This window comes from Thermogemmatispora onikobensis (assembly GCF_001748285.1).
GTDB lineage: Bacteria > Chloroflexota > Ktedonobacteria > Ktedonobacterales > Ktedonobacteraceae > Thermogemmatispora > Thermogemmatispora onikobensis.
In genome coordinates this window covers 42259-65314 of sequence record NZ_BDGT01000009.1, presented here as the reverse complement: position 1 = coordinate 65314, position 23056 = coordinate 42259, and the positions used below count along the sequence as shown (strand labels likewise).

Annotated in this window: 18 protein-coding genes; 5 read left to right on the top strand and 13 right to left on the bottom strand. The window is 61.7% G+C overall.

Annotation, left to right across the window (positions count from 1 at the left end):
• The first annotated feature begins 32 nt into the window (after positions 1-32).
• The gene (locus tag BGC09_RS06145; protein WP_141727661.1) at positions 33-407 is read left to right on the top strand and encodes a hypothetical protein; all 375 of its coding nucleotides are present in this window, start codon (positions 33-35) and stop codon (positions 405-407) included.
• Positions 408-505: 98 nt separating this feature from the next.
• On the opposite strand, the gene BGC09_RS06140 is transcribed toward BGC09_RS06145, so the two are convergent.
• A complete protein-coding gene (locus tag BGC09_RS06140; RefSeq protein WP_069803013.1) occupies positions 506-1783 on the bottom strand; it encodes a mannose-1-phosphate guanylyltransferase in 1278 nt (425 codons plus the stop codon).
• A gap of 402 nt (positions 1784-2185) precedes the next feature.
• Here BGC09_RS06140 and murJ point away from each other — a divergent pair, with 402 nt between their 5' ends.
• Both murJ and BGC09_RS06130 read left to right on the top strand, forming a co-directional pair.
• Positions 2186-4522: a murein biosynthesis integral membrane protein MurJ gene (gene murJ, locus BGC09_RS06135; protein WP_069803012.1), complete on the top strand. Its 2337-nt coding sequence runs from the start codon at positions 2186-2188 to the stop codon at positions 4520-4522.
• Positions 4523-4714: 192 nt separating this feature from the next.
• Positions 4715-5797, top strand: coding sequence for a homoserine dehydrogenase (locus tag BGC09_RS06130; protein ID WP_069803011.1), 1083 nt, complete (start codon positions 4715-4717; stop codon positions 5795-5797).
• Between the two features lie 80 nt (positions 5798-5877).
• Here BGC09_RS06130 and BGC09_RS06125 read toward each other — a convergent pair whose 3' ends face one another.
• From BGC09_RS06125 to BGC09_RS06100, 6 genes are all read right to left on the bottom strand, one after another.
• Complete coding sequence (locus tag BGC09_RS06125; protein WP_069803010.1) at positions 5878-7320, bottom strand: protein kinase domain-containing protein; 1443 nt, start codon at positions 7318-7320, stop codon at positions 5878-5880.
• 327 nt (positions 7321-7647) lie between these two features.
• On the bottom strand, positions 7648-8907 hold the full coding sequence (locus BGC09_RS06120) for an LCP family protein (RefSeq protein WP_069803009.1): 1260 nt from the start codon (positions 8905-8907) through the stop codon (positions 7648-7650).
• A 140-nt stretch (positions 8908-9047) separates the two neighbouring features.
• Positions 9048-9815, bottom strand: a complete 768-nt coding sequence (locus BGC09_RS06115; RefSeq protein ID WP_069803008.1) for an XdhC family protein — start codon at positions 9813-9815, stop codon at positions 9048-9050.
• An 87-nt stretch (positions 9816-9902) separates the two neighbouring features.
• A complete protein-coding gene (locus BGC09_RS06110) occupies positions 9903-10220 on the bottom strand; it encodes an XdhC family protein (protein WP_052889841.1) in 318 nt (105 codons plus the stop codon).
• A 105-nt stretch (positions 10221-10325) separates the two neighbouring features.
• Positions 10326-11756 (bottom strand): vWA domain-containing protein, encoded by a 1431-nt coding sequence (locus BGC09_RS06105; protein ID WP_084658002.1) that lies wholly within the window; start codon positions 11754-11756, stop codon positions 10326-10328.
• Between the two features lie 12 nt (positions 11757-11768).
• Positions 11769-12629, bottom strand: a complete 861-nt coding sequence (locus BGC09_RS06100) for an AAA family ATPase (RefSeq protein WP_069803007.1) — start codon at positions 12627-12629, stop codon at positions 11769-11771.
• A 720-nt stretch (positions 12630-13349) separates the two neighbouring features.
• Between BGC09_RS06100 and BGC09_RS06090 the strand changes: the two genes are divergently transcribed.
• Complete coding sequence (locus BGC09_RS06090) at positions 13350-13871, top strand: zinc ribbon domain-containing protein (RefSeq protein WP_141727660.1); 522 nt, start codon at positions 13350-13352, stop codon at positions 13869-13871.
• Positions 13872-13970: 99 nt separating this feature from the next.
• The gene (locus BGC09_RS06085; protein WP_084658000.1) at positions 13971-15857 is read left to right on the top strand and encodes an alpha/beta hydrolase; all 1887 of its coding nucleotides are present in this window, start codon (positions 13971-13973) and stop codon (positions 15855-15857) included.
• A 190-nt stretch (positions 15858-16047) separates the two neighbouring features.
• On the opposite strand, the gene aroF is transcribed toward BGC09_RS06085, so the two are convergent.
• The 6 genes from aroF to trpD all read right to left on the bottom strand — a co-directional run bounded on the left by aroF (position 16048) and on the right by trpD (position 22941).
• Entirely contained in the window at positions 16048-17124 is a 1077-nt protein-coding gene (gene aroF, locus BGC09_RS06080) for a 3-deoxy-7-phosphoheptulonate synthase (protein WP_069803003.1), read from the bottom strand.
• A gap of 452 nt (positions 17125-17576) precedes the next feature.
• Positions 17577-17954 carry a chorismate mutase gene (gene aroH / locus BGC09_RS06075; RefSeq protein WP_069803002.1) on the bottom strand — a complete coding sequence of 126 codons (378 nt, stop codon included), beginning with the start codon at positions 17952-17954 and terminating at the stop codon, positions 17577-17579.
• A gap of 143 nt (positions 17955-18097) precedes the next feature.
• Positions 18098-18982, bottom strand: a complete 885-nt coding sequence (gene trpA, locus BGC09_RS06070) for a tryptophan synthase subunit alpha (protein ID WP_084657998.1) — start codon at positions 18980-18982, stop codon at positions 18098-18100.
• Positions 18983-19002: 20 nt separating this feature from the next.
• The gene (trpB, locus tag BGC09_RS06065; protein ID WP_069803001.1) at positions 19003-20265 is read right to left on the bottom strand and encodes a tryptophan synthase subunit beta; all 1263 of its coding nucleotides are present in this window, start codon (positions 20263-20265) and stop codon (positions 19003-19005) included.
• Positions 20266-20340: 75 nt separating this feature from the next.
• A complete protein-coding gene (gene trpC / locus BGC09_RS06060) occupies positions 20341-21807 on the bottom strand; it encodes an indole-3-glycerol phosphate synthase TrpC (protein WP_084657995.1) in 1467 nt (488 codons plus the stop codon).
• 78 nt (positions 21808-21885) lie between these two features.
• Positions 21886-22941, bottom strand: coding sequence for an anthranilate phosphoribosyltransferase (gene trpD / locus BGC09_RS06055; RefSeq protein WP_069803000.1), 1056 nt, complete (start codon positions 22939-22941; stop codon positions 21886-21888).
• Positions 22942-23056: the final 115 nt, after the last annotated feature.

Sequence of the window (23056 nt, the reverse complement as noted above, 5' to 3'; positions counted from 1 at the left end):
TGAAGAGCGCCATCTTTAACCAGGAGGCTACCGTGTCATCCACAGCAGTTCTGGCCGTCCTTGCCACCCAACCACTCTTCACCGTGACGTTAGCCCACTTACTCTATTTCGTTCTGGCTGTACTTCTTGGAATCGTAGCGGAAACGATCATCGGCTGGCGCCTCCCCTATGGCATTCTTGGGGCCGTCCTCTGTGCCTTTATTGGCATCCTCATCGCCATTCTCCTGCCTTTTCGCATCGGCAGCGAGGTGACCATTTTCGGTGAGCCGATCGCCCTGGCTCAAGCCATCATTGGGGGGGCCGTTCTGCTCACCATCTGGCATCTGGTGACCTATCGTCACTGGCGTCATCGCCATCGCTATTACCGCGGCTACCGCTACCGTGAGTATGGCGAGCGGCGTGACTGAGGGCGGGGTAGTCCAGGCCAGGCTGGCTGAGTCCCCGCCCTGAGATGGGTCTGATGGGGCGCAAGAAGGAGAAGGAAGCCGAAAGGGAGACTGCAGGATCAGCTTGTCGACTGGCTCTGGTCGGCGGTGCCACCCGGCTCAGGGTCTGCTCCTGGTGCCACTTCCTCTGGCGTCATTGGAGGAGAATCAGTAGCTGCCAGGCCAAGGCTAAGCGCGGAACCGCTCTGGCCCGTTGAGGCCGCCGGCAGGGGCGAGGGCGCAGAGGCGGGCCTTGGTCCTGGCTGATGGCCGTTGCGCGCAGCGGTTGTACTGGCGCGTTGAAGAAGCTGAGCTTCGGCCAGCTCGCGTACGCGCTGTACGTGGTTCTTATGGCAGATCAGCGTCTTATCGTCAAGGGCCACCACGATCACGTCCTCCAGGCCGATCGTATAGATCTCCCGCTGCGTCGTGTTGTAGACAAAGACGTTCTGGCTGCCAAGAGCAAAGTGGTGGCCGACGCCGCGCAGACCCTTCCCATCGGCAGCGTAGAGCGCCCCATACTGCTCCCAGTTTCCAACATCGCTCCAGCCGAGATCGACCGGAATCACCACCAGCCTGTCGGTTTTCTCCAGCACGCCGTAGTCGATCGAAATTGAAGTCAGGGAAGGCCAGACTTCTTCCAAGACCCTCCTCTCTGCAGGCGTGCCCATTGCCTCCACAATGCGTGTCATCTCTTCCGCCAGAGCTGGCAGGTGTTTGCCCACCTCTGTCAGAATCGTGGCGGTCTGCCAAATAAACATGCCGCTATTCCAGACATAGTGTCCATCCTGGAGATAGCGCTGTGCTGTAGCCAGATCAGGCTTTTCGACGAACTGCTCCACGCTGAAAGCCTGGTGGCCGTAGCCGTCGGCCACGGGGGAAGCGAAGCGGATATAACCGTAGCCAGTGGCCGGCTCGGTGGGTCGGATGCCCCAGGTTACCAGGTAGCCGCGTTGAGCGAGCTGATAGCCGAAGCGGATCGCCCGCTGGAACGGCTCCAGCTTCGTGATCACATGATCAGCGGGAAAGACCGCCATCACAGCCCGGGGGGAGCGGCGAGCCAGCAAGGAGGCTGCCCAGGTAATGGCGGGAGCCGTATTGCGCCCAACCGGCTCCTCCAGGATCTGCCCCGGAAGCAGCTCTGGCAGGTGCTGGCGCACCAGCTCACTAAAGGCTCGCCCGGTGACCACCCAGACCTGTTCTGGCGGCACCAGCGTGGTCACTCGCGCCAGCGTCTCTTGAATCATGCTGCGGCCTCCCGGAAGAGGCAGAAACTGCTTGGGAAACTCGGGGGTACTCAGCGGCCAGAGTCGTGTCCCGCTGCCGCCCGCCAGGATGACAGCGTGTAAGTCTTCCATCTATCTACCTCGGTTGGTCAGAATGGTGCCCATGCACAGGGGTCTTTGCCGATTCAAGCCGCAAGAAAGCAAGAGGCCAGAGAGCTAGCTTGCTTGCCACACAGCCATCTCTAGCCGCCGCCATGTGCTGGCTCGCTCAAGGAGATGTCCTATCATAGCAACAGAACGAGTACACTCTCAAGAAAGGCACACCTTACCGGGGACAATTCTACCACGAGGGCCTCCGAGAGGGAGGAGAGAGGAAGCTTCCCCCATTTGGGGGAAGTCCCCGCTACGGCTCAGTTCAAGGGCTTGACTTGTCTGCCTAACCTGTTATTCTCTAAAAGAAGCCGCACGAGAACGACGGCAGGACTGTCAGGAAGAAACAGTATGTGATCCACGAAAAAGAGGAATAGCACCTGGATGGCAGAAGAAAGCAACAAGCCAACTCCGTACTATGGCTGGCAGTATGATCAGGAGCAACTGGGGGCAGGGGCCGCAGGGACGTCAGGTGTGAATCTGTCACCCGCCTCGCTCCCGCCGCAGCAGCCAGTCTATCCTCCCCAGGTGCCTTCTGGTGGCAGGGTAGGGGCCCAGCCGGGGCGCTCGTATCAGGAGCAGCATCTGCCGGATATGGGGGGCTCGCTGGGCTATGGGCAGGGGATGGAGTATCTCTACGCCAATGTGCCGCAGCCATCGCAGCCGTTGCCGGCCTTGCGTCAGGCGCGCCTGCAGCAGTTGCGCGAGGAGCGTCTGCGTCGGCAGCAGCGTCGTGTGCAGCAGCCGGATCTAAGCGATTTGATTCAGCGCAAGGTCTTCAGGCGCCGCATGGGTGATCTGGCGCCGCTCTCTTCATCAACCCTGGGCGAGCAGGCTGGTGGGGCCAGTGGTGGCCTGAGTCAGGGGCAGGGGCAGGCCCAGGCCCAGGCCCAACTTCAGGTTCAAGAGCCGTTGGTGGCCAGCCCGGCGGCTTCGGCCTCGGTGGCGCCTGCTGCCGCTTCGCCTTCGGCCCCCGCTTTGCAGCCTGCTTCCGAATCAGCCCAGGATACCGCAATGATCCGGCGGGTGCAGGTTCGGAACGCGGCCTTCATTCTCACAGGGGCCTTTGTGGCCAGTCGCGTCTTGGGGTTGCTGCGCTCCTCGATGTTTGCGGCTGTCTTTGGAACAGACCCGACCTCTGGCGCCTTCTATCAGGCTTTTCTCTTGCCTGATACGATCTTTAACATTGTGGCCGGCGGTGCTCTCAGCTCGGCCTTCATTCCCGTTTTTACGCGCTACATGGTCAGCGATCGGGACGAGAAGACGGCCTGGCATGTGGCCAATACGGCTCTAACGCTGGCTACAACCATTATGCTCATCATTGCTCTGATCGGCTTCATTTTCGCCAATCAGATTGTGCCGCTGTATAATCCCAATGTCAGCCCGGGCGAGCTGAGTCTGATTACGGCCTTAACACGTATCATGCTCTTCCAGGCTGTGATTCTTGGCAGCGGGGTCATCGTCAGCGCGGTTCTAAACGCGCAGCAGCACTTTACGCTCTATGCCTTGGGGACCGTGCTCTATAACGTCGGCCTGATCGTCGGCCTGTTGCCGGGAATGTTTCTGGCGCTGATCGGCCATCGCAATTCGATGGTGGCCGTCTACTGCGCCAGTGCTGGGGTAGTCCTGGGGGCCTTACTCCAGGTCGGTATTCAGATTCCTGGGCTGTCGCGGGTCGGCATGCGTTTCCGCCCCTCCTTTGACTGGCGCCATCCGGGCGTTCAGCAGATCGGTCGCCAGATGATCCCGCGCATTATCAATGCCGCGATGCTCTCAACGACGACTTTTGTCGATCGCGCTTTGATCCTGCTACTGGGAACGCTGGTGGTCGCCGGCTCGCTTGGGCAGCAGACGCTCCTTGGCTTTATCACGGCGTACTACTACGGCTTTTCGCTGATGCTGCTGCCGTTGGGCATCTTCGGCATGGCCATTTCGACGGCGGCTTTCCCGACGATCGCCGAGTATGTCGCGCGCGGGCGGCTGGAGCGGGCGCGCAGCATCGTAATGGAGACCTTGCGCGGCATCCTCTTCTTGTCGATCCCTTCCAGTCTGGGCTTGATTGTGCTGGCGCTGCCCATTATTCAGACGCTCTATCAGCACGGCGCTTTTGGTCTGGAGAGCGCCGAAATTACGGCCATCCCCCTGTCGATGTTCGCCATTGGTCTGGCCGGCCAGGCTGCGGTAGAGATTCTGACGCGCTCGTTCTATGCCCTGCGCGATAGCAAGACGCCGGTGATTGTGAGCGTTGGCCAGTTTATCTTTAAGATTGCCCTTGGCCTCTTGTTGATCAACGCCTTCGCTCGCCTGTGGGGTGCGGCCTGGGGAATGGGGGCCTTGGCGCTCTCAACCTCGGTGGCTGGTCTGCTGGAGGCCACGGTCCTTCTCTGCCTGATCCATCAACGGATCGGTGGACTGATTACCCGTGATCTGGGAGCCTTCTTGAGTCGGGTCTTGCTAGCGACCGGGCTGATGGGCCTGGCGGTCTTCCTGGTTCGCCTGCTACTGGATTTCCTGCTGAATACGACCGATCCAACGCGCCCAATGATTACGCATGGGGGCCTGGTCCAGGTCCTGGTCGCTCTAGTGAAGCTGCTCATCGAGATGGCGGTCGGCATCCTGGTCTATCTGCGAGCGGCGCGCCTGCTGAAGATCGATGGGCAGATCGAGCTGCTTGGTCCCTTGCGACGCCTGCTGGCGCGCTTCAAGCTGTCCTGGATCTAGTTGGTCAGCCAGTGGTGGTCTTCCTCTGGGTCCCGCCTGGCGCCTCTATGCCCTTCGTCCCAGCTGCAGGCTGATCTCCCTTCTTCGCGGTCGCATTGCGCAGGGGGCGGGCGGAGGCCGGGGGACTCAGTTCAGCTAAGCAAACAAGCAGGCAAGAAAGAAAGAAAGAAAGATTGACAAGGTGTGACTGCAATGGTAAAGGAACTGCGCCTTGCCCTCATTGGTTTCGGCACGGTTGGCCAGGGGCTGGCTGAGTTGTTGCAGGAGAAGCGGGACTGGCTGCGAGCCGCCTATGGCCTGGATGCTCGTCTGGTGGCGGTGGCGACGGCTCGCTCAGGTTTTTTGGCCCGGGCTGAGGGCCTGGATGAGGCGGAGTTGCTCAGGGTCGCGAGCAGTGGTCAGCCGTTGACGGCCTATGCGGCGACAGAGGTGAAGCGCTGGCCAACGGTGCGTGAGGGGTTGGCGGCCACTGGGGCCGATGTGCTGGTCGAGGTAACGGGAACGAATCTGCGCGATGGAGAGCCGGGCTTAAGCCATATCCGGCAGGCACTGGAGCAGGGCATGCATGTGATTACAGCCAATAAGGGGCCGGTGGCTCTGGCCGCTCACGAGCTTCTGGCTTTAGCGGCACGCAAAGGGGTCCAGTTGCGTATGGAGGCTACAGTCATGGCTGGTACACCGGTGCTGAGCACGCTCCGCGAGGGACTGGCTGGCGCTCGCATTCGCGCGCTCGCGGGTATTCTCAATGGCACAACCAACTATATCCTGACGGCGATGAGCCAGGGGAGGGACTACGCGGAGGCCCTGGCTGAAGCTCAGCGCCTCGGCTACGCGGAGGCTGATCCCAGCGCGGATGTGGAAGGCTATGACGCCCTGGCCAAGACCTTGATCCTGGCCGCCCTGGTCTTTGGGCTACCGCTACGGGCCGAGCAAGTGCAGCGTCGCGGTATCGCTGGAGTGACGCCGGAGGAGATCCGTGCTGCCCAGGCTCAGGGGCGTCGCATCAAACTGCTGGCTTCCTTGCGCCTGCGCGAGAAAGCGGAGATCCATGCCGCCTCTACCTCTGGCCAGACGCCGACCTTGCCTCTAGAGGCACGGGTGGAGCCTGTAGCCCTACCGCTGGAGCATCCTCTGGCGCGCGTCGATGGCGTCATGAATGCCCTCACGGTTGAATGCGACACCCTTGACTCGGTGACCGTGATCGGCCCCGGAGCAGGTCGCCGCCAGACGGCTCAGGGATTGCTTGCTGATTTGCTGACCATTGCTCGAACATAGCCACCCTGGCGGGCCGACGGACTGGGGGCTGGCCTTGGCTTGTGCTAGTGCTACTGTAGAGAGTGCTCCCGCGCCGCTCTCTAGCTGCCAGATGGCTTCGGCTTGAGCGGGGGCCTGGCTGGTGGCTCGGATCTGGCGCCGGGCCGTGGCGGGTCGGGCTGGCCTGGCACGCGGAAGATGCATTCGAGCGAACCGAAGCGCAGATGGTCGCCGTGCTGTAGCAGCTCGGCCTTAAGCGGCTTCAACCGCAACCCACCCAGCCAGGTTCCATTGTGGCTTTTCAGGTCCTCGATATAAAAGAACGTCTCTTCGAAGTGGATACGGGCGTGTTGACGCGAGACCACCATCTGGGAGTCGAGAGGCGTCAGGTCGAGATCGGGATACAGGTGGCGGCGCGGATCAGCTCGTCCAACAACGACGTTCCGTCCCCTGATCGGCAGGCGCAGAGGACGCTCGCCTCCTTCAAAGCAGAGATAGGCCAGCACGCCCTCCTCGGAGTCCTCGCTGCGAAGGCTGGCCTTGCCCTGGGGAGTCTGAAGCAGGGTCTGGGCCAGGGAGAGATCATCAGCCGTTTCTATGGCCGCTATCTCGCGAGTAGCGGAAGAGGGTGGCTGCTCGGCCCCTGCCAGCAGGGTAATCTCGCCGAAGGCGGGGACGCGCTCGGGAGGAGGCGGCATCTGGATACCGTTGAGGGCATTCAGGAAAGCCTGGATCGAAGCAAAGCGTTGGGTTGGCTGCTTGGCCAGGGCATGCTCTAGCAGGGCCTGCACCACATTCGGCGTATTGTGATGGTACAGCTCCAGACTTGGGAGCGGCGCGCTGGTCTGCAGAAAGGCAGTTTCCGCAATGGTGCGCCCGACGAACGGGGGGCGACCGGCCACCAGCTCGAAGAGCAGCAGGCCGGCATGGTAGACGTCGCTCCAGGGACCGGGCGGCTGCCCTTGAAGCTCCTCGGGCGCCAGATAGCGGGGATCGAAGAAGCCAATATCGTCGGATTGCTGGCTGGCTCCCAGGCCCAGAGCGTGGACGAGCAGGCGCAGGCCAAGGTCGTCGACCTGGACATAGTCGCGGAACTCAATGACCTGCACCGTAATGAAAGAAGGACGGAGATCCAGACCCACAAAGCCGTGAGCCTGAAGCACCTCAACACCCTTGAGAAGCTGGCGCACAATCTCTAGCGCGCGCTGCAGATCGATGTGCTCATGGTCCATCAGATAGCGCAGGCTAACCCCACGCGGCGGGTCGGTCACCAGATAGAGCCATGACCCATCGAGACCCCAGGTGTGCAGAGGCAGCACTGTCGGCGAATGCACCTGGCGGCGCCGCTCCAGCAACGCAAAGAGACTCTGCAGCTGTTGAGAAGCGAAAGCAGAGGTCGGCGGCAGGGCAATCAGATGCAAGCCCACCACATCGTTCGTGTTTCGGTTATAAGCTGTACAACTGGTGACTATGGAACCTGGACGGGTGAAGACTTGCCCGATGCGATAGACGCCAGCGACCAGGCGAGAAAACTGCTGTGTCATCACCTTATGCCCCTTCTGCTCTTCTCTGCGCTAGCTAGCCGGCTGGCTGGCTGGCTCGCTCGCGCTCGCTCTCGCGCTATGCCGGGCTAACTGACAAGGGAGACGCCTTGTATCTGCAATCTCCTGGTCCTGGTCAGGGCCAGCGGAGGAGAAAGGCCGGCGCCAGCGAGGATACGCCATCTGATTGGTGCTATTGTTGCGCTACCTGTTGGGCTCGGCCTGCCTGAGCGCCAACGGAAACGGGACGGGCGGGGGGGAGGAGCAGCCCCCAGCCTCTAGAGTTGCTAGCCGGAGCTGCTCCTCCCGCCTTAGCGAATAGTGCTCTCTCTAGTTATAGAGATTTTTACGAATGTAGTCAATAATGAGCTGCCAGTTATTGTTTGCCGGCAGCAGAATGTACTGCCCGTCCGCTGACTGAGAGTCGACCAGCACATTCTGATTGCTCAGGCCGATGCGGTGAGCCTGATTGAGATCCATCTTCAGCGAGAAGAGGCCGAGGTCGGTCAGGGACATATTCGTATAGATGGTATGCTTCAAGGCATCCATCGCATCGAAGAGGTGGGGCCAGGTTGACCACTGCTTCACCTTGCTGATCACCGCTTTAATGATAATCATCTGGCGGGCAGAGCGAGCGAAATCAGTCCCCTCGGCGGGATTGTCCAGCGACTCGCGGGCGCGGGCATAGCGGATAGCCGTCTCGCCGTCCATGTGCTGCATACCCTTGGAGAAGTGCACCTTGATCCAGCTTGCATCGACGTTCGGGTCATCGTTCTTTGGATAGAGGGCAGTAAACGAATCGGGGACATAGACATCGATGCCGCCGATGGCGTTGATCAAGTCGCGGAAGCCGTTGAAGTCGATTGTCATCCAGTACTTGACATCGAGGCCGGTGATCAATGAGATCTTCTGAGCTGCGGCGTTGCCGCCTGCCACGGGGTCCTGGTTATTATTCGAAGCCACTTCGTAGACGCTATTAATCTTACCGTAGTGGCCGGAGCCGGAAGGAACCTGGACCCACAGATCGCGAGGAACCGAGATGAGCGTCGTATGCTGAGTAGAAGGAATGAGGCTCATGAGCACCATCGAGTCGGTCAAGTAGGCGCCAGGATGGTCACCTCCGCCGAAGCCCATGACCAGGAGGTTGACGCGATCTGCAGTGTTCATAAAGCCTGTCTGGGTACTCAGCGGGGCCTGTGTTGAGATGGCCGAGCCAAAAGCCAGGACGCGCTGGAGCACATAGATCGAGAAGCCTGCCAGGATCACCACCACCAGTAGCAAAGAGAGGCAGCCGATGGCGCAGCCGCGCCGGCGCAGGAAGGAGCGGCGCGGGCGCAGAGCGGGAGTAGCTGTTACCGGGTAGCTCCCCGGATAAGGCTCAGCTCCAGGGCGGCGCGGAGGAGTAGAGACTCCCCCTCGATAGCCCTGGTAGCCAGGTGGTGGCTGGCGCCTGCCCTGTGGCTGGTTCCCAGCTGCATTATGAAAGCCACCTATGATCAACTTCCCCTGGCCGCCACTAGCGGGAGGCGGGGCAGATGGAGGTACTGGCTCTGTCAGATCTTCATGAGGATCATAGGGATAGTCCGGCATATTCTTTCCTTCTCAAGACTAGTGCTTCTGTAGTTACAGCACTGCCACCTTCTTCCTCCCAGCACTGCCTACCTACAGAGAAGCAGGTAAACCCCCCTTTCTCTGATAGAAACGTAGCGACCGCCGGGAAGTTGCAACTTCTATTTGCGGGACCAGTCCAGGATGGTAGTACGATCTTTGCCATAGCGGCTTGCGACAATCTCGGCCATAATTGCCAGTGCCATCTCCTCGGGGGTCTTGGCCCCGATATTCAGGCCGATGGGCGCGTGGATGCGACTCAGCTGCTCGTCGGTCAAGCCTTGCTGCTTGAGGCGCTCGTTGCGCTCCTGGCTGGTCTTGCGGCTGCCGATGGCTCCGACATAGCCGACCTGGCGCGAGAGCACCACCTTAAGGGATGGCTCGTCGAACTTGGGATCGTGGGTCAGGATAGCGACCGCGGTCGAAGGATTGAGATCCATGCTGGCCAAAACCTCGTCTGGCCAGGCCACGATCAGCTCGTCGGCGTGAGGGAAACGCTCGCGTGTGGCGAAGGCCGCGCGCGCATCGATCACCACCACGCGGTAGCCGAGCGTTCGAGCGAAGGTTGTCAGAGGGATAGCAATATGGCCAGCGCCGACAATAATCAGGCGTGGGGGAGGAGGAAAGCCCTCGATAAAGACCTCAAAGGTCTCTTCTCCCAGGGTATAGAGCCGCGTGCCTGGCTCGCCGATCCAGATGGCCTGCTCGGCGTCTTCGACAACGCGCGCTTCCAGCTCCGGGAGGCCAAAGGAGCCATGAAAGCTCTTATCGGAGAACACCAGGAGCTTCGCGCCGATCCCCTGGCCGGAAGAGGAGCGCACCAGCGTGGCCAGAGCCACGCCACGCTCCTGCGCCACTTGCTGTTTTAATTCCTCATAGAGACCACTCATAAGAGACCAACTCCTGTGCAAGCGTAGCCAGCGAGAAAGGCCTCGTTCCGCCTGCCTGCCCATCGCCGCTCGCTTGCCATCTACCCACTACCAGTCGAGGCGCTCAACGAAGACATGGATCGTCCCGCCGCAGGCCAGGCCGATCTGTTCGAAGTTCTCCTCCTCGCTGATACCGAACTCCAGCATCTGGGGCTTGCCATCCTTGATGACCTGCAGGGCGGTTTCGATCACCGCTGGCTCCACGCAGCCGCCGCTTACGGAGCCGCTGATTTCCCCCTTCTCGCTGACGGCCAGCTTGGCCCCAGGCCGGCGGGGAGCCGAACCGGCTACCGAGACAACTGTTGCCACGGCCACGCGCTCGCCGCGCGCCCGCCAGCGCTCAACATCCGGCAGAATATCGCGCATAGGGAACACCTCCGCAAAAAGAAGATCGACAGCGTCTATTACAGTGCCTATCGTCCACGCCTGCTCCCCCAAGCGAGCAGGTGACTGGAGGGGAGCGGGTCCGGCTCAGGGAGTGGGGCGATTCCAGGCCTTGACCGCCTCGCGGCGAGTGGCAGGAGTACGTGTCGGGCGCCGATCATCAATGCGCTCAAGCAGCTTACCAAGATGAATCAGGCTATCGAGATTATGAGCTGGCAGGAAGTCATCGATATAGGGCAGGGCTGTCTTCATGCCGATCGTCAGCGGGCGATAGTCGGGCGAACCAAGTAAAGGGTTCAGCCAGATCAAGCGATGACAGCTATGCTGCAGGCGGTCCATCTCGGCACGCAGCAAGCTGGCATCGCCGCGGTCCCAGCCATCGCTAATGATCAGCACCACTGCGCCGCGGCCCAAAACACGCCTGGCCCACTGCTGATTAAACGTATGCAGCGCCTCGCCGATGCGCGTTCCGCCCGACCAGTCCTGCACCGTGCGCGAGACCTCGCGTACCGCGTCGTCGACGTCGCGCCGTTTCAGCTGGCGCGTGATGCGTGTCAGGCGCGTGCCGAAGACGAAAGCCTCGACGTTCAGCAGCCCGTTCGAAACGGTATGGATAAAGTGGAGGAGCAGGCGTGAGTAGAGGCTCATCGAACCACTGATATCGCAGATAATCACCAAAGGACGAGGCTTCTCCTTGTTCTCACGCCAGGTCAGTTCCAGCAGTTCTGCCCCGTACTTCAGATTGCGTCGTACGATGCGGCGCATATCGGGATAATCGCCCTTACGTACTGGACGCTTGCGGCGCGTTGGGCGCAGGCCCAGGTTCCAGCGCATCTCGGCCATCAGGCGTTTGGCCTCCTGAACCTCCTCCCAGGTGAAAGACTCGAAATCCTTCTTGCGCAGTAGCTCCAGGGCGCTGTAGGCTGTGCCCTGGGGAGGGGCCTGCTCATCCTCAGGCTCGCCGGCCTGCTCATCCAGCAGGCGTCGACGCTCGCTCTCACGCTCACCCATGCGCAACTCGCGCTGCTGATTATCGGCGTTCAGGTGCTCGGCCAGGCGCTTGCGCTCCGAGGGAGGCAGGCGAATCTGGCGATCGTCGCGGCGGGTTGGGCCTGGATCAGGCGGGCGATCCTGACGGTCGCGGGTCAGCCAGTAGTAATTGAACAGCTGATCGAAGAGCGTCTCCTGCTCGTGTCGGGTCAGGAGCGAGCATTTCAGAGTATAGTAGAAATCGCCTGGATTCGTAATATCGATCTCGTTGAGCGTCTCGGCCAGATCGAGCAGCTGCTGTGGGCCGACCTCGATCCCCGACTCCCAGAGCAGGTGGCCGAACTCAGCCAGGCGGTAGAGCAAACGCTCGCCGCGTTCCAGCTCGCTCGGGGAGAGCGGAGGTGTCAGAGCTGCCCCTGTGGGACGGAGGCCGTCCTGGCCAGGTTCGGGCAGGCCAGCAGAAGGGTCAGTCCTTTCCCTGGTGAAAAACAAGGGATTGTCAAGGCGCTCGAAATTGTGGGCATCCATAGGCACCTGCGGTCACGAGCTTACGTTGCGGGCCTTCTCAAGCAGCTTGCCGAGATTGCTCCCGCCCACCTTGAGCACGTCATCCTGATACTTCAGCAGCGCGCCGAGCGTATCGCGCACTGTCCCCTCGACCAGCTCCAGCTGATTGAGGGCCAGCAGCGAAGCGATCCAATCCAGCGTTTCGGCGACGCCGGGGGCCTTAAACAGATCGAGCGCACGCAGTTCGCGCACGAAGGCGCAGACCTGCTTTGCCAGCCACTCTGGTGCCTCCGGCATGCGCGCCAGTACAATGGAATATTCCTTCTCCAGCGTTGGATAATCGATCCAATAGTAGAGGCAGCGTCGCCGCAGCGCATCGTGAATCTCGCGCGTGCGGTTCGACGTAATCACCACGATTGGCGGCTCTTTGGCCGCGATCGTGCCGATCTCAGGAATAGTGATCTGGAAATCCGAGAGCAGCTCAAGCAAGTAAGCCTCAAACTCCTCATCGCTGCGGTCTAGCTCGTCGATGAGAAGGACAGGGGCCTTGGCGTTGGCGGGATCGATAGCCTGGAGCAGGGGGCGCTTGATCAAGAAGTCGGGGCCGAAGATCTCCTTCAGCTCCTCCTGGCGTGTGGCCCCGCTGGCCTCCATCAGGCGGATATAGAGCATCTGGCGCGTATAGTTCCACTCATAGACCGCCGTGCTGATGTCGATTCCTTCGTAGCACTGCAGGCGGATCAGGCGCGTCTCCAGCAGATCGGCCAGGACCTTGGCCACCTCGGTTTTGCCGACGCCCGGCTCGCCTTCAAGCAGCAGCGGCTTGCGGCGCTTGAGGGCCAGGAACACTGCTGTGGCCAGACTGCGATCAGCAACATAGCGTCGGGCAAACATTGCCCGTTGCACATCCTCGATTGACGAGAAGGGAAGTGCCAGTGACTGCTGTTCCTGGTTCAACGAGAGCCTCCCATAAGCAAACGATCAGCCTCTGATGCCGCCTATGGAGCCGTGCAGACAGGCAGGCGCGCGGCGTACGTGACCGATGGGCGGCCACTGATCAGAGGGCACCGCTGTTCTCTGGCCAGCATGACCGATCAATGGCCAGCCAGTGAGCAGACAGGAGCCGGGTTGCTGTTGCGGTACATCATATTGTATGTTGCAAAGGCGAAGAGCGTCAAGGAAGAGGCTGGACCCTGGTGGCCAGCACCAGACGCCGAGCGCTGACCGATAAAGGCAAGAAAGGCTAGCTGTCCTGTCTCATCAGAGACCGTTTCTCCTATCAGTTCTAGCAACAAGTGTCCTCCGAAGATGATGGGGATCAGTGGCTGTTTCCATAGGTCGCGAGAGATCTCCACAAGAAGTTCAGAGGAGAGCAAAAATTACCAGCATCCCAGCTCTTCCCATAAAAATGAGTAGCTAGAACATTCATGAGAAAAGTTAAAGGTGAGGTGAGGAGGAGGAAGGTAGGAATAAGTGAGAGGAGCAGTCTGGTTCCTCCTGTGGCTTTTGGTTCCTCCTCTCAGGAACATCTGCTATAATGGTGCTGATCGAAGGCAAAAAATTCACCTATTCCCGGCGTTCCCCGGGTAAAGCACTGACAGAGGAGATGATGCGATGTTCTGCTCTCAATGTGGCGCAGCTGTGGCAGCGGGAACTCGTTTCTGCACCTGGTGTGGCGCGCCGTTGGAAGGAGCTGACGCCGCGGGGCTGGAAAGAGAGAGAGGGCTGTTGGCCCCAGGCCCTGAGCTGGGCGAGCGGCTGGAGCAAGGCCGTCGACAGCAGCCGCGCCGGGGAAGCCGCCGGCAAGATCCCTATCGTGAGCGCATTCAGCAGCTCCGTCTCCAGTTGCGGGCGCTGAAGCTGGATCTGAGACAGCTCAATGCCTACCTTGCCAATGTGCGCACCCAATACTATATGAGCGCCGCCTTTGTACCTCGGGGTCTCCTGCGCTGGGGATATAAGGCCATCGAAGATCTACGTTTAATGCAACCACAGCAACAAAAGCAACTACTTCAGCAGAAGATCTTTGAACTTGAGCGTGAACTGCTCCAGTTGCAGCAGGAGCAGGCTGCCTGGCGAGCAAGGCAGGCTGAAAGGTGGGAGGGAGAAGGAGAGAGCGGAAGCAGCTTCCAGTGAGCGAGAGAGGTGATCAGAAGGCAGAGCCATGCTTGCCCCCGCTGCTCACTCAGGCACGAGCCTGGTAGCCTTGCCGGGCTGCGCTAGAAAGGTGTGTTGATGACAGAGCAGACCTCACCGTTTGAGAAAGAGCCGCGTGAGAGAGACGAGGCCCAGCTACCTTATAGTGATGCTCCTTATTACGAGTACTCGTCACCCGGTCTCCGTTACCAGGAGCGCAACGACATCATCTATCCACTCTTCCGTGAAGGGCCAGTTGCTCCCGTAGCGCCGCCGGCTGGAGCTGGAGTAGCCAACGGGCCGTACGGGCCTCTGGCGTCTGAGAGTGGGGGGAGATCCATACCGCCGTCCATGAATTCCGGGCTGCAGGGGCCACCGGTCATCGCCGATCAAGCGCCGCCTGTTCCGCCGATGGCGCCGTCGCGTCCACCTGGTCCCTGGCGCTTCATTATTCTCGTCTTGCTGATCGCCCTCATCCTCTTCGCTGGCGGGATAGCAACCTACCTTGTGTTTATGGCCCGTGGGAGCAGCAGCGCGACGAAGCCGCAGCCGACGGCGCAAGCAAGCGCCGTGGCCACTGGGAGTTTCCGTCAGGGTCCCTGCCCTTTTCAGCCTGGCATCGGCATTGTCCAGGGGAGGGACGTGACGTGCGGAGTCTTGACTGTTCCTGAAGACCGTACTCAGCCGCAGGGGAACACCATTCATCTGGCGGTGGCCATCTTCAAAGCCAGCGCTGCTCAGGCGGATAGCGCCCCATTTCTCTATCTCTCTGGAGGACCTGGGGGGGCCACGCTCAGCGAGCTAGGTCCTTACATCAGTCAGGCGAACTTGCAAGCCGTGACACTGGGGCACACCTTCATTCTCTTTGACCAGCGCGGCACGGGCTACTCCTCGCCCTCGCTCTACTGTGGTGAAGTGGACCGCTTCAACCGGGACACCAAGGATGAGAATCTCAGCCGCCAGGCCAATGATACGGGATATCTCCAGGCCATGCGCTCCTGCCGTGATCGGCTCACCGCCGAAGGCATCCACCTGAGTGCCTACACTACCATCGCTGACGCCCAGGATGTTCACGATCTGATCCATGCCCTCGGCTATCGGCAGGTGAACCTCTATGGCGTCTCCTACGGCACGCGCCTGGCCCTCACCGTCATGCGGCTCTTCCCACAGGACCTGCGTAGCGTGATCCTCGATTCGACCGTTCCCACGCAGAGCAATCTCTTCACCTCCCTACCAGCCTCGATGCAGCACGCCTTTGACACCCTCTTCAACGGCTGTCAGAAAGATGCCCTCTGCAACGAGAGTTATCCCAACCTGGCAACCACCTTTTATCGCCTGGTCGATCGCCTCAACGCTCACCCGGTGACCTTCAATGATCTGCAGTATGGTCCAGTCCTGCTGACGGGCGATAACTTTGCCCAGTGGGTCTTTACCTCGCTCTATGTGACCAGCTTTATTCCCGACCTGCCGCGGGCCATCAGCGAGGTTGATCATGGTCAGTATGCGCTGATCTCCGAAACCTATGGGGAGCTGCTCCTGGCCAATGACGTCAGCTACGGCATGTACTACTCGGTCGAGTGTGGCGAAGACATGCGCTACACCTCTCCTCAAGAGCTGGACAAAGCCGTGGCTGTGCTGCATCCTGAGCTGCGGCCTGGCATGCAGGATGGCCTCCAGGCCGACTATCAGGTCTGCCAGCTCTGGAACGTTCCGGCGGTGCCGCCTGAGCAGAAGCAGCCCGTCACAAGCAATCTGCCGACGCTGATTCTCTCCGGCGAGTATGACCCAATCACGCCGACGAGCAACGCGCTCATGGCTCAGAAAACTCTCAGCCACAGCTACCTCTTTGTCTTCCCAGGGACTGGCCACGGTGTCTTTCTAACTGGCTCGTGCGCCAACCTGATCATGGAAGAATTTCTTGACAATCCCCAGGTCCAGCCGGTTAGCTCCTGCATTTCCAGTATGGAAGAGCCAAACTTTAGCTGAGAGGCAACACAGATCAGTACATCAGATCTAAAGAAAAAGGCGCGAGGCGCGCTCCAGCAACCACTGAAAGAGCGAGCGCAGGCCCCGCGCCTCTCCTGGCCCTGGTCGTCTCTGGCTCTGCTCAGAGCGGGGGGCTATCCCTCTCCCTCTCTTCCTGTCCAGGCCAGAGAGACCTGAGAAAGCGCCTTATTCAGGCTGTCACAAACGAGCGCCCGATGGCCTGGGCCACCGCCTCTGCGCGCGGCATCAGCTCCGCGAACTGCTCGGTGGTCAGCGACTGAGCGCCGTCCTTGAGCGCGACCTCGGGGTTGGGGTGAACCTCGATCAGGAGGCCATCGCAGCCGGCGGCTACGGAGGCCAGCGTTATTGGCGCCACCAGGTCGCGCCGGCCTGTGCCCTGGCTCGGGTCGGCCACAATCGGCAAATGCGAGAGCTGTTTCACCAGGGGGATCGCGCTCAGATCCATCGTATTGCGCGTACTCCTCTCAAAGGTACGGATACCGCGCTCGCAGAGGATCACCTCGCGATTGCCCTGAGAAAGAATATATTCAGCTGCCAGGAGCCACTCCTCAATGGTCGCCGCCATTCCCCGCTTCAGGAGCACTGGTTTCTTCGCGCGCCCGACCTCGTCGAGGAGCATATAGTTCTGCATGTTGCGCGTACCGATCTGCAGGATATCGGCATATTCGCAGACCAGCGGCACATCGGCTGGCGTCATGACCTCGGTCACCACGGCCATGCCAAACTCGCGCGAGGCTTTGGCCAGGAGCTTGAGGCCCTCCTCACCCAGGCCGCGGAAACCGTAGGGAGAGGTTGATGGCTTAAAGGCCCCGCCGCGCAAGATCACCGCACCCGCCTTGCGCACGGCCTCGGCGGTTGTCATCAGCTGCTTCTCGTTCTCTACCGTGCAGGGGCCGGCCATCATCACCACGGCGGGGCCACCGATGGAGACCGTGCCGCCCGCCACACAGGCGACCGGCACCTCGACAACCGTATCATCTGGATGGAATTCGCGGCTTGCCAGTTTATAGGGTTTCGAGACCCGGAAGACCCCTTCTACCTCGGGGAAGGCCTCCAGGGCCTCGCCCAGGGCAGGCGTAATCATTCCCTTGCCGGGAGGATTCTGCACGTTGACCGAGCCGATCACGCCGATCACCGTGCGCTCCACACCGCGCGAGAGATGGCCAGAGAACCCCTCCTGCTCCAGGAAGCGCAGGACGTGCTCAATAGCAGCTTCACTACAGTTAGGCTTCATTACAACGATCATGACTCGTGGCTCCTTCATTCCTTTGGCAGACGTATGCAGGCTTCGAGATCTGGATAGAAGCGCCTTCCCTCTGGCGGGGGCCTGGCAGCGAACCAGAGTTGACTCTGGCCACGGCCCTGACAGGCGCGTTTCTCCATCCTCAGTCTCTGTCAGTAGTCAACTCAGTGTGTTTGCTCTCGATTGTTGAAGCCTGGCCTGGTCCACCGGCTGACTGACTGGCTGGCTCGTAAGGTGGTTGGCTGGATGAGCTGATTGCCGATCGCTGCGCTCGGCAGCCGACCAGCAAGAGGAACTGCCCTGGCCACACAGCGCTTCCCTTCCTCCATCGCGACGCCATCGTCGTCATGATCGAAGCCAGTGAGGAAAGAGGCAAGGCAGAGATGGGAAGGACGAACAGACCAGCGCCCCTGTTCGGGCTGACCTGGCTAGAGCCGCCTCCGAACGATGCCTGCTCAGGAGCGCTCGACGCTAAACTCCGGGCGCAGCTGCACGGCGCCGCGCAGATAGACATGGCGCAGCTCTGCGGAACTCCGCTCAGTATTGACGTGCAGCAAGATGCGAATGCACTTGCGCAGGCTGCCCGGCACTGGAATCTCCCGCACGCACAGCAAAGCGACCTCGGTCCAGCCGAGTTCCCGTGCGGCCTGGGCCGGGTAGACGGCATCCAGATCATCGGTCACGCTGAAAATAACGCTGGCGACATCCTCACTCCGGATCTGATTCAACTCCACCATTAACTGGAGCAGCTCGGCGGTGGCGGCCAGAATCTCCTGACGATCATTGCGTTCGACCGTCGTTGCGCCCCGGATGCCTCGACAGTACACGCCCATCACCCTTTCATGGCAAGAATGGCGGCGACCTGCTGCTGCTCTCGCGCTCGGCGCTGAGGGGCGAGCAGGCACGCCTTCTATTGTAAAGGGTAGCCGCAAGCACTGTGAAGCGCTCCGCCAGGCGCGGCGAACGCCCTCAGTCGTCAAGGCAGACGAGCAGTGCGTTCACGCAAGCTGCGAATATAGTCCCGGACTGCCGCCCGCTGGGCTGCTCCATCAGCGGCATGGCGCTCCAGCAGATTGACCAGGGCGCTGCCAACGACCGCCCCATCGGCATAGCGCGCGATTTCCGCCACGTGCTCCGGGCGCGAGACGCCAAAGCCAACCGCTAAGGGAAGGCCATAAGGAGCGCTCTGCCGACGGACGCGGGCGATAAAGCTCTGCAGATGGGGCGGCAGGCTAGCGCGCGCACCGGTCACCCCGCTGAGGGAGACGCAGTAGATAAAACCACGCGGCTCCTGGGCAGCGACGCGCACGATTGTGGCAATGCGCTCATCCGGTGTCGTCGGCGGCACAAGGAAAATCAGCGCCAGCCCCTCCTCGTGGGCGGCCTTCAGCAGCGGCCCCGCCTCCTCGGGCGGCAGATCGGGGATGATGAGTCCACAGGCGCCCGCGGCAGCAGCCTCGCGGCAGAAGCGCTGGACGCCATAGGCCAGCAGCGGATTATAGTAGCCCATCAAGATCAAAGGGACGCTGCTCCGGGCCGCCACCTGACGCGCCATGGACAGGCAGGCGGCCACATTGATACCCTGCTCTAGCGCCTGATGGCTGGCGTGCTGGATCGTGGCGCCGTCGGCCAGCGGATCGCTGAAAGGCAGGCCCAGCTCGATCAGGTCGGCTCCGCCCTCGATGGCCGCCACTATCGCCTCCAGGCTCTGCTCTACCGAAGGGAAGCCGCACATCAGGTAAGGGATCAGCGCGCAGCGCCCCTCACTACTAGCCCGGGCGAAGGCTTGCCCAATGCGCTGAGCTGGCAGCGCCTCGCCTTTGGGTCGCTCGCTTGTCTCAGATTGCTGTGATTGCTGCATGGTTCTGCTCGACTAGCATTTTATGAGATCTTGACCTCTAACTCCCGGGCCACCGTCGCCATATCCTTGTCGCCGCGCCCCGAGAGATTAACAATGACCAGGCTACCAGGAACCAGCTCGCCCCGTGCGCCCATCTCCAGCAAGTAGCCCAGGGCGTGGGCTGGCTCCAGGGCGGGAATGATACCCTCGCTCTGGCTCAGAGCCTGCAGGCCGCGCAGGGCCAGGGCATCATCGGCTGCCACATAGCTGGCGCGCCCCGTATCTTTCATATAGCTGTGCTCTGGGCCGACGCCGGGATAGTCGAGGCCGGCGGAAATACTGTGCGTCCCCAGCACCTGGCCATCCTCGTTCTGGAGCAGATAACTAAAGGCGCCGTGGAGCACACCCGGACGGCCTGCCACCAGAGTAGCGGCGTGCTGGTCCGTAGCCAGGCCCTGGCCGCCCGCCTCAACGCCGAGCAGACGCACCTCGGGTGCATCGGCAAAGGGGTAGAAGATCCCCATCGCGTTGCTCCCGCCGCCTACGCAGGCCACGACCAGGTCGGGCAGGCGACCCTCCAGCCGCAGAATCTGCTCGCGCGCCTCCCGTCCGATGATCGACTGGAAATCGCGCACCATCAAGGGATAGGGATGCGGCCCAACCACCGAGCCGATCAAGTAAAAGGTCGTCTCGACGTTGGTCACCCAGTCGCGGATCGCCTCATTGATCGCATCCTTAAGGGTACGGCTGCCGCTATCGACCGGGCGCACCTCGGCGCCGAGCAGGCGCATACGGAAGACATTGAGCGACTGACGCTCAATATCCTCGGCGCCCATGTAGATGATGCACTCCAGCCCCAGCATCGCGCAGACCGTCGCCGTGGCCACGCCATGCTGGCCGGCCCCCGTCTCGGCGATGATGCGCCGCTTGCCCATGCGTTTCGCCAGAAGGCCCTGTCCCAGCGCATTATTGATCTTATGGGCCCCCGTATGAGCCAGATCCTCGCGCTTCAGATAGACGCGCACCCCCGGGGCCACCAACTGCGAGAAGCGCGGCACATAATAGAGCGGCGTCGGGCGGCCCACAAACGAGCGCAGCAGCTCCTGCAGCTCCTCCTCAAAGGCTGGATCATGGCGTGCCTCGCGATAGGCCGCCTCCAGCTCGCTCAGGAGAGGCATCAAGCTCTCTGGCACGAACTTACCCCCATAGGGGCCGAAGCGCCCGCGGACGTCGGGATAGGAGCCATGCTGATACCGCTCTGTTGCCGGCGACTCACGCTCCTGCTGTTCTAGATGTTGCTGCATCTCTTTTTGCCTCGCTAGAGAAAACCAATCGAAAATGAGATTGCTCTGCTGCGAGAAGAAAGCTAGTGTTTCCCCTCAATGCTCGACAGGTTGCAGGTCAGGCCGCTGCTGGCTGCTCTGGCGCACGGCCTCAATGAAGGAACGGATCTTGTCCGGGTCCTTCTCACCATTGCTCTCAACGCCGCTGCTCACATCGACGCCCCAGGGTCGAACAGTAGCAATGGCCTCAGCGACGTTGGCGGGGGTCAGACCGCCAGCCAGCAGGACTGGCATCTCAGCGGCGATCATCCGCGCCAGTTCCCAGTCGTGGGTCCGACCGCTGCCTCCATAGCTCGCTGTGGGTGTATCAAGCAGCAACCGCCAGGCGACCGTGGCATAGCGCCGTGCCTCCTCCAGGGACGCGGGACCCTGCACCGGCAGCGCCTTGATAACCGGGCGCTGCAGGCTGGCGCAGAACTCCGGCGACTCCCCCCCATGCAGTTGCACAAAGTGCAGGCCCAACTCCTCAGCCAGCTCATTGATGCGCTGGCTCTCCTCGTTCACAAAAACCCCGACCAGATCAGGCACTGCCTGACCCTGCTCGGCCAGAGCCAGATAGCCGGCCTCGCCCAGCAGGTCCCGAACCTTCGACGGAGCCAGGTAGCGTCTGCTCGGCGGGTAGAACATCAGGCCCAGCAGATCGGCCCCGCTCTCCAGGGCTGTCCGCAGAGCCTCCGGGTGGCGCAGGCCGCAGACCTTTACCTGGAGACCGTCATTGGCCCCGCGCAGCAGACGGCTGATCTGTCCGCGCACATCGCCGGCCTTCACCAGCGATTCGCCCACCAGCATGGCCTGCACATCGTAGCGGCGCAACCGGCGTGCATCGGCTTCCGTATGAATCCCGCTCTCGGCTACCACGATGCAATCGGCAGGCAGCAGCCGGCGCAGCTCGCGGATCAAGAACGGGTTCATAGTGAAGGTCACCAGATCGCGGCTATTGACCCCGATCACGCGCGCCCCTGCGGCTACGGCCATCTCTGCCTCCGCCGGGCTGTGGACCTCGACCAGGGCCTCCATCCCCAGTTGGCGTGTGAGCTGCAAGAGCCGCGCCAGTTCCTGAGCGCTCAGAGCCGCGCAGATCAGCAGCAGCGCATCGGCGCCCCAGGCGCGCGCCTCATAGACCTGATACTCATCCACGATGAAATCTTTGCGCAGCACAGGCAGGCTTACCGCCTCCTTGACTGCTGTCAGGTGCTCGGGTGCGCCCAGAAAGAAATGCGGTTCGGTCAGGACCGAGATCGCTGCCGCCCCGGCAGCCTCGTAGGTGCGAGCCAGGGCCACCGGATCAAGGTCGGGCGCCAGCGCTCCCTTCGAGGGCGAGGCGCGCTTAATCTCAGCAATCAGCCGCAGCCCATGCTCACCTGCTCTCGACTGCAGGGCGGCGGCGAAATCGCGAGCCGGTGGCTGGGCCGCCGCCCGCTCTTGCAGCCTCTCCAAAGGAAGCAGGCGCCGACGTGCCTCCAGATCGAGGCGCGTGCGGGCCAGAATCTGCTCAAGAAACATCGCTCATCTCCTCCCTCGTCTCTGCCTTCCCCTGAGTCTGGTCTGGCAGGCTTAGCGCTGGAAGGAAACGGGACAGACCTACAAGCCAGTGGTGGTGGCCAGCGACTGCGAGCAAGCCACGACCTCCTCCAGCTTGCGTCTGGCCCGGCCCTCGCGCACCGTGCTGCGTGCCAGTCGGACCCCTTCCGCCAGCGAAGAGACGCACTCATTCGCCAGCAGAGCCGCCGCCGTGTTCAAATAGAGCATGTCGGCCAGCGGACCGTCGATCTCGCCACTGAGCAAGCGGCGCAGCATTTCCGCGTTCTGCTGAGGATCACCCCCCTGGAAGAGGCGGCGATCGTTACAGCGCGTCAGGCCAGCCTCCTCGGGCGTAATCACATACTCGCGCAGCTCCTCCCCTTCGCGTACCTCGCAGACGCGCGTAGGCGCCGCCAGCGAACACTCATCAACGCCATCCTCGCCGTGGATAATCAGCGCATGACGGCAGCCCAGCAGGAGCAAGACCTCCCCCATCTTGCGCAGCAGCGAGCCATCGGCCACGCCCAGCACCTGGTAACGAGTGCCAGCCGGATTCGTCAGCGGACCGAGAATATTGAAGACCGTACGAATACCGATCTCGCGGCGTGTTGGACCAACATGCTTCATCGCCGGGTGATAGGTCTGGGCGAACATAAAGCCAAAGCCCGTCTCCTGAACACTGCGCGCCACGGCCTCCGGCCCCAAATCGATGCGCACGCCCAGGGCCTCCAGCACATCGGCGCTGCCGCAGCGGCTCGTCGCCGAGCGGTTGCCGTGCTTCGCCACGTGGGCCCCGGCGGCAGCGGCCAGGATGCCTGCCGCGGTCGAAAAATTGAAGGTACCGGCTCCGTCGCCGCCTGTGCCGCAGGTATCCAGCGCGCGGGTGGCCACCTCCTCACGGAGATGGACGCGCAGCGCCTTCTCGCGCATCACGCGCGCCAGGCCGGCGATCTCCTGGGGCGCCTCGCCCCCGGGACGCATACGCAGAGCGGTCAGAAAAGCCCCCATCTGGGAGGGGGTTGCCACGCCCGACATAATCTCTTCCATCACCGCCGCCGCCTCCTCCTCGCTGAGCGTAGCGCCGGCAACAACTTGCGCGATGGCTTCGCGAATCATCGGGAGCACCTCTTTTCTGTGCTAACCAGCCTGTCATATTGCTGGTCTTCTACCTGACTGAGCGCCTGGCTCAGCAGCTTCACCCAGGCGTCCTGGCGCCAGCGCGCCCGTCAAG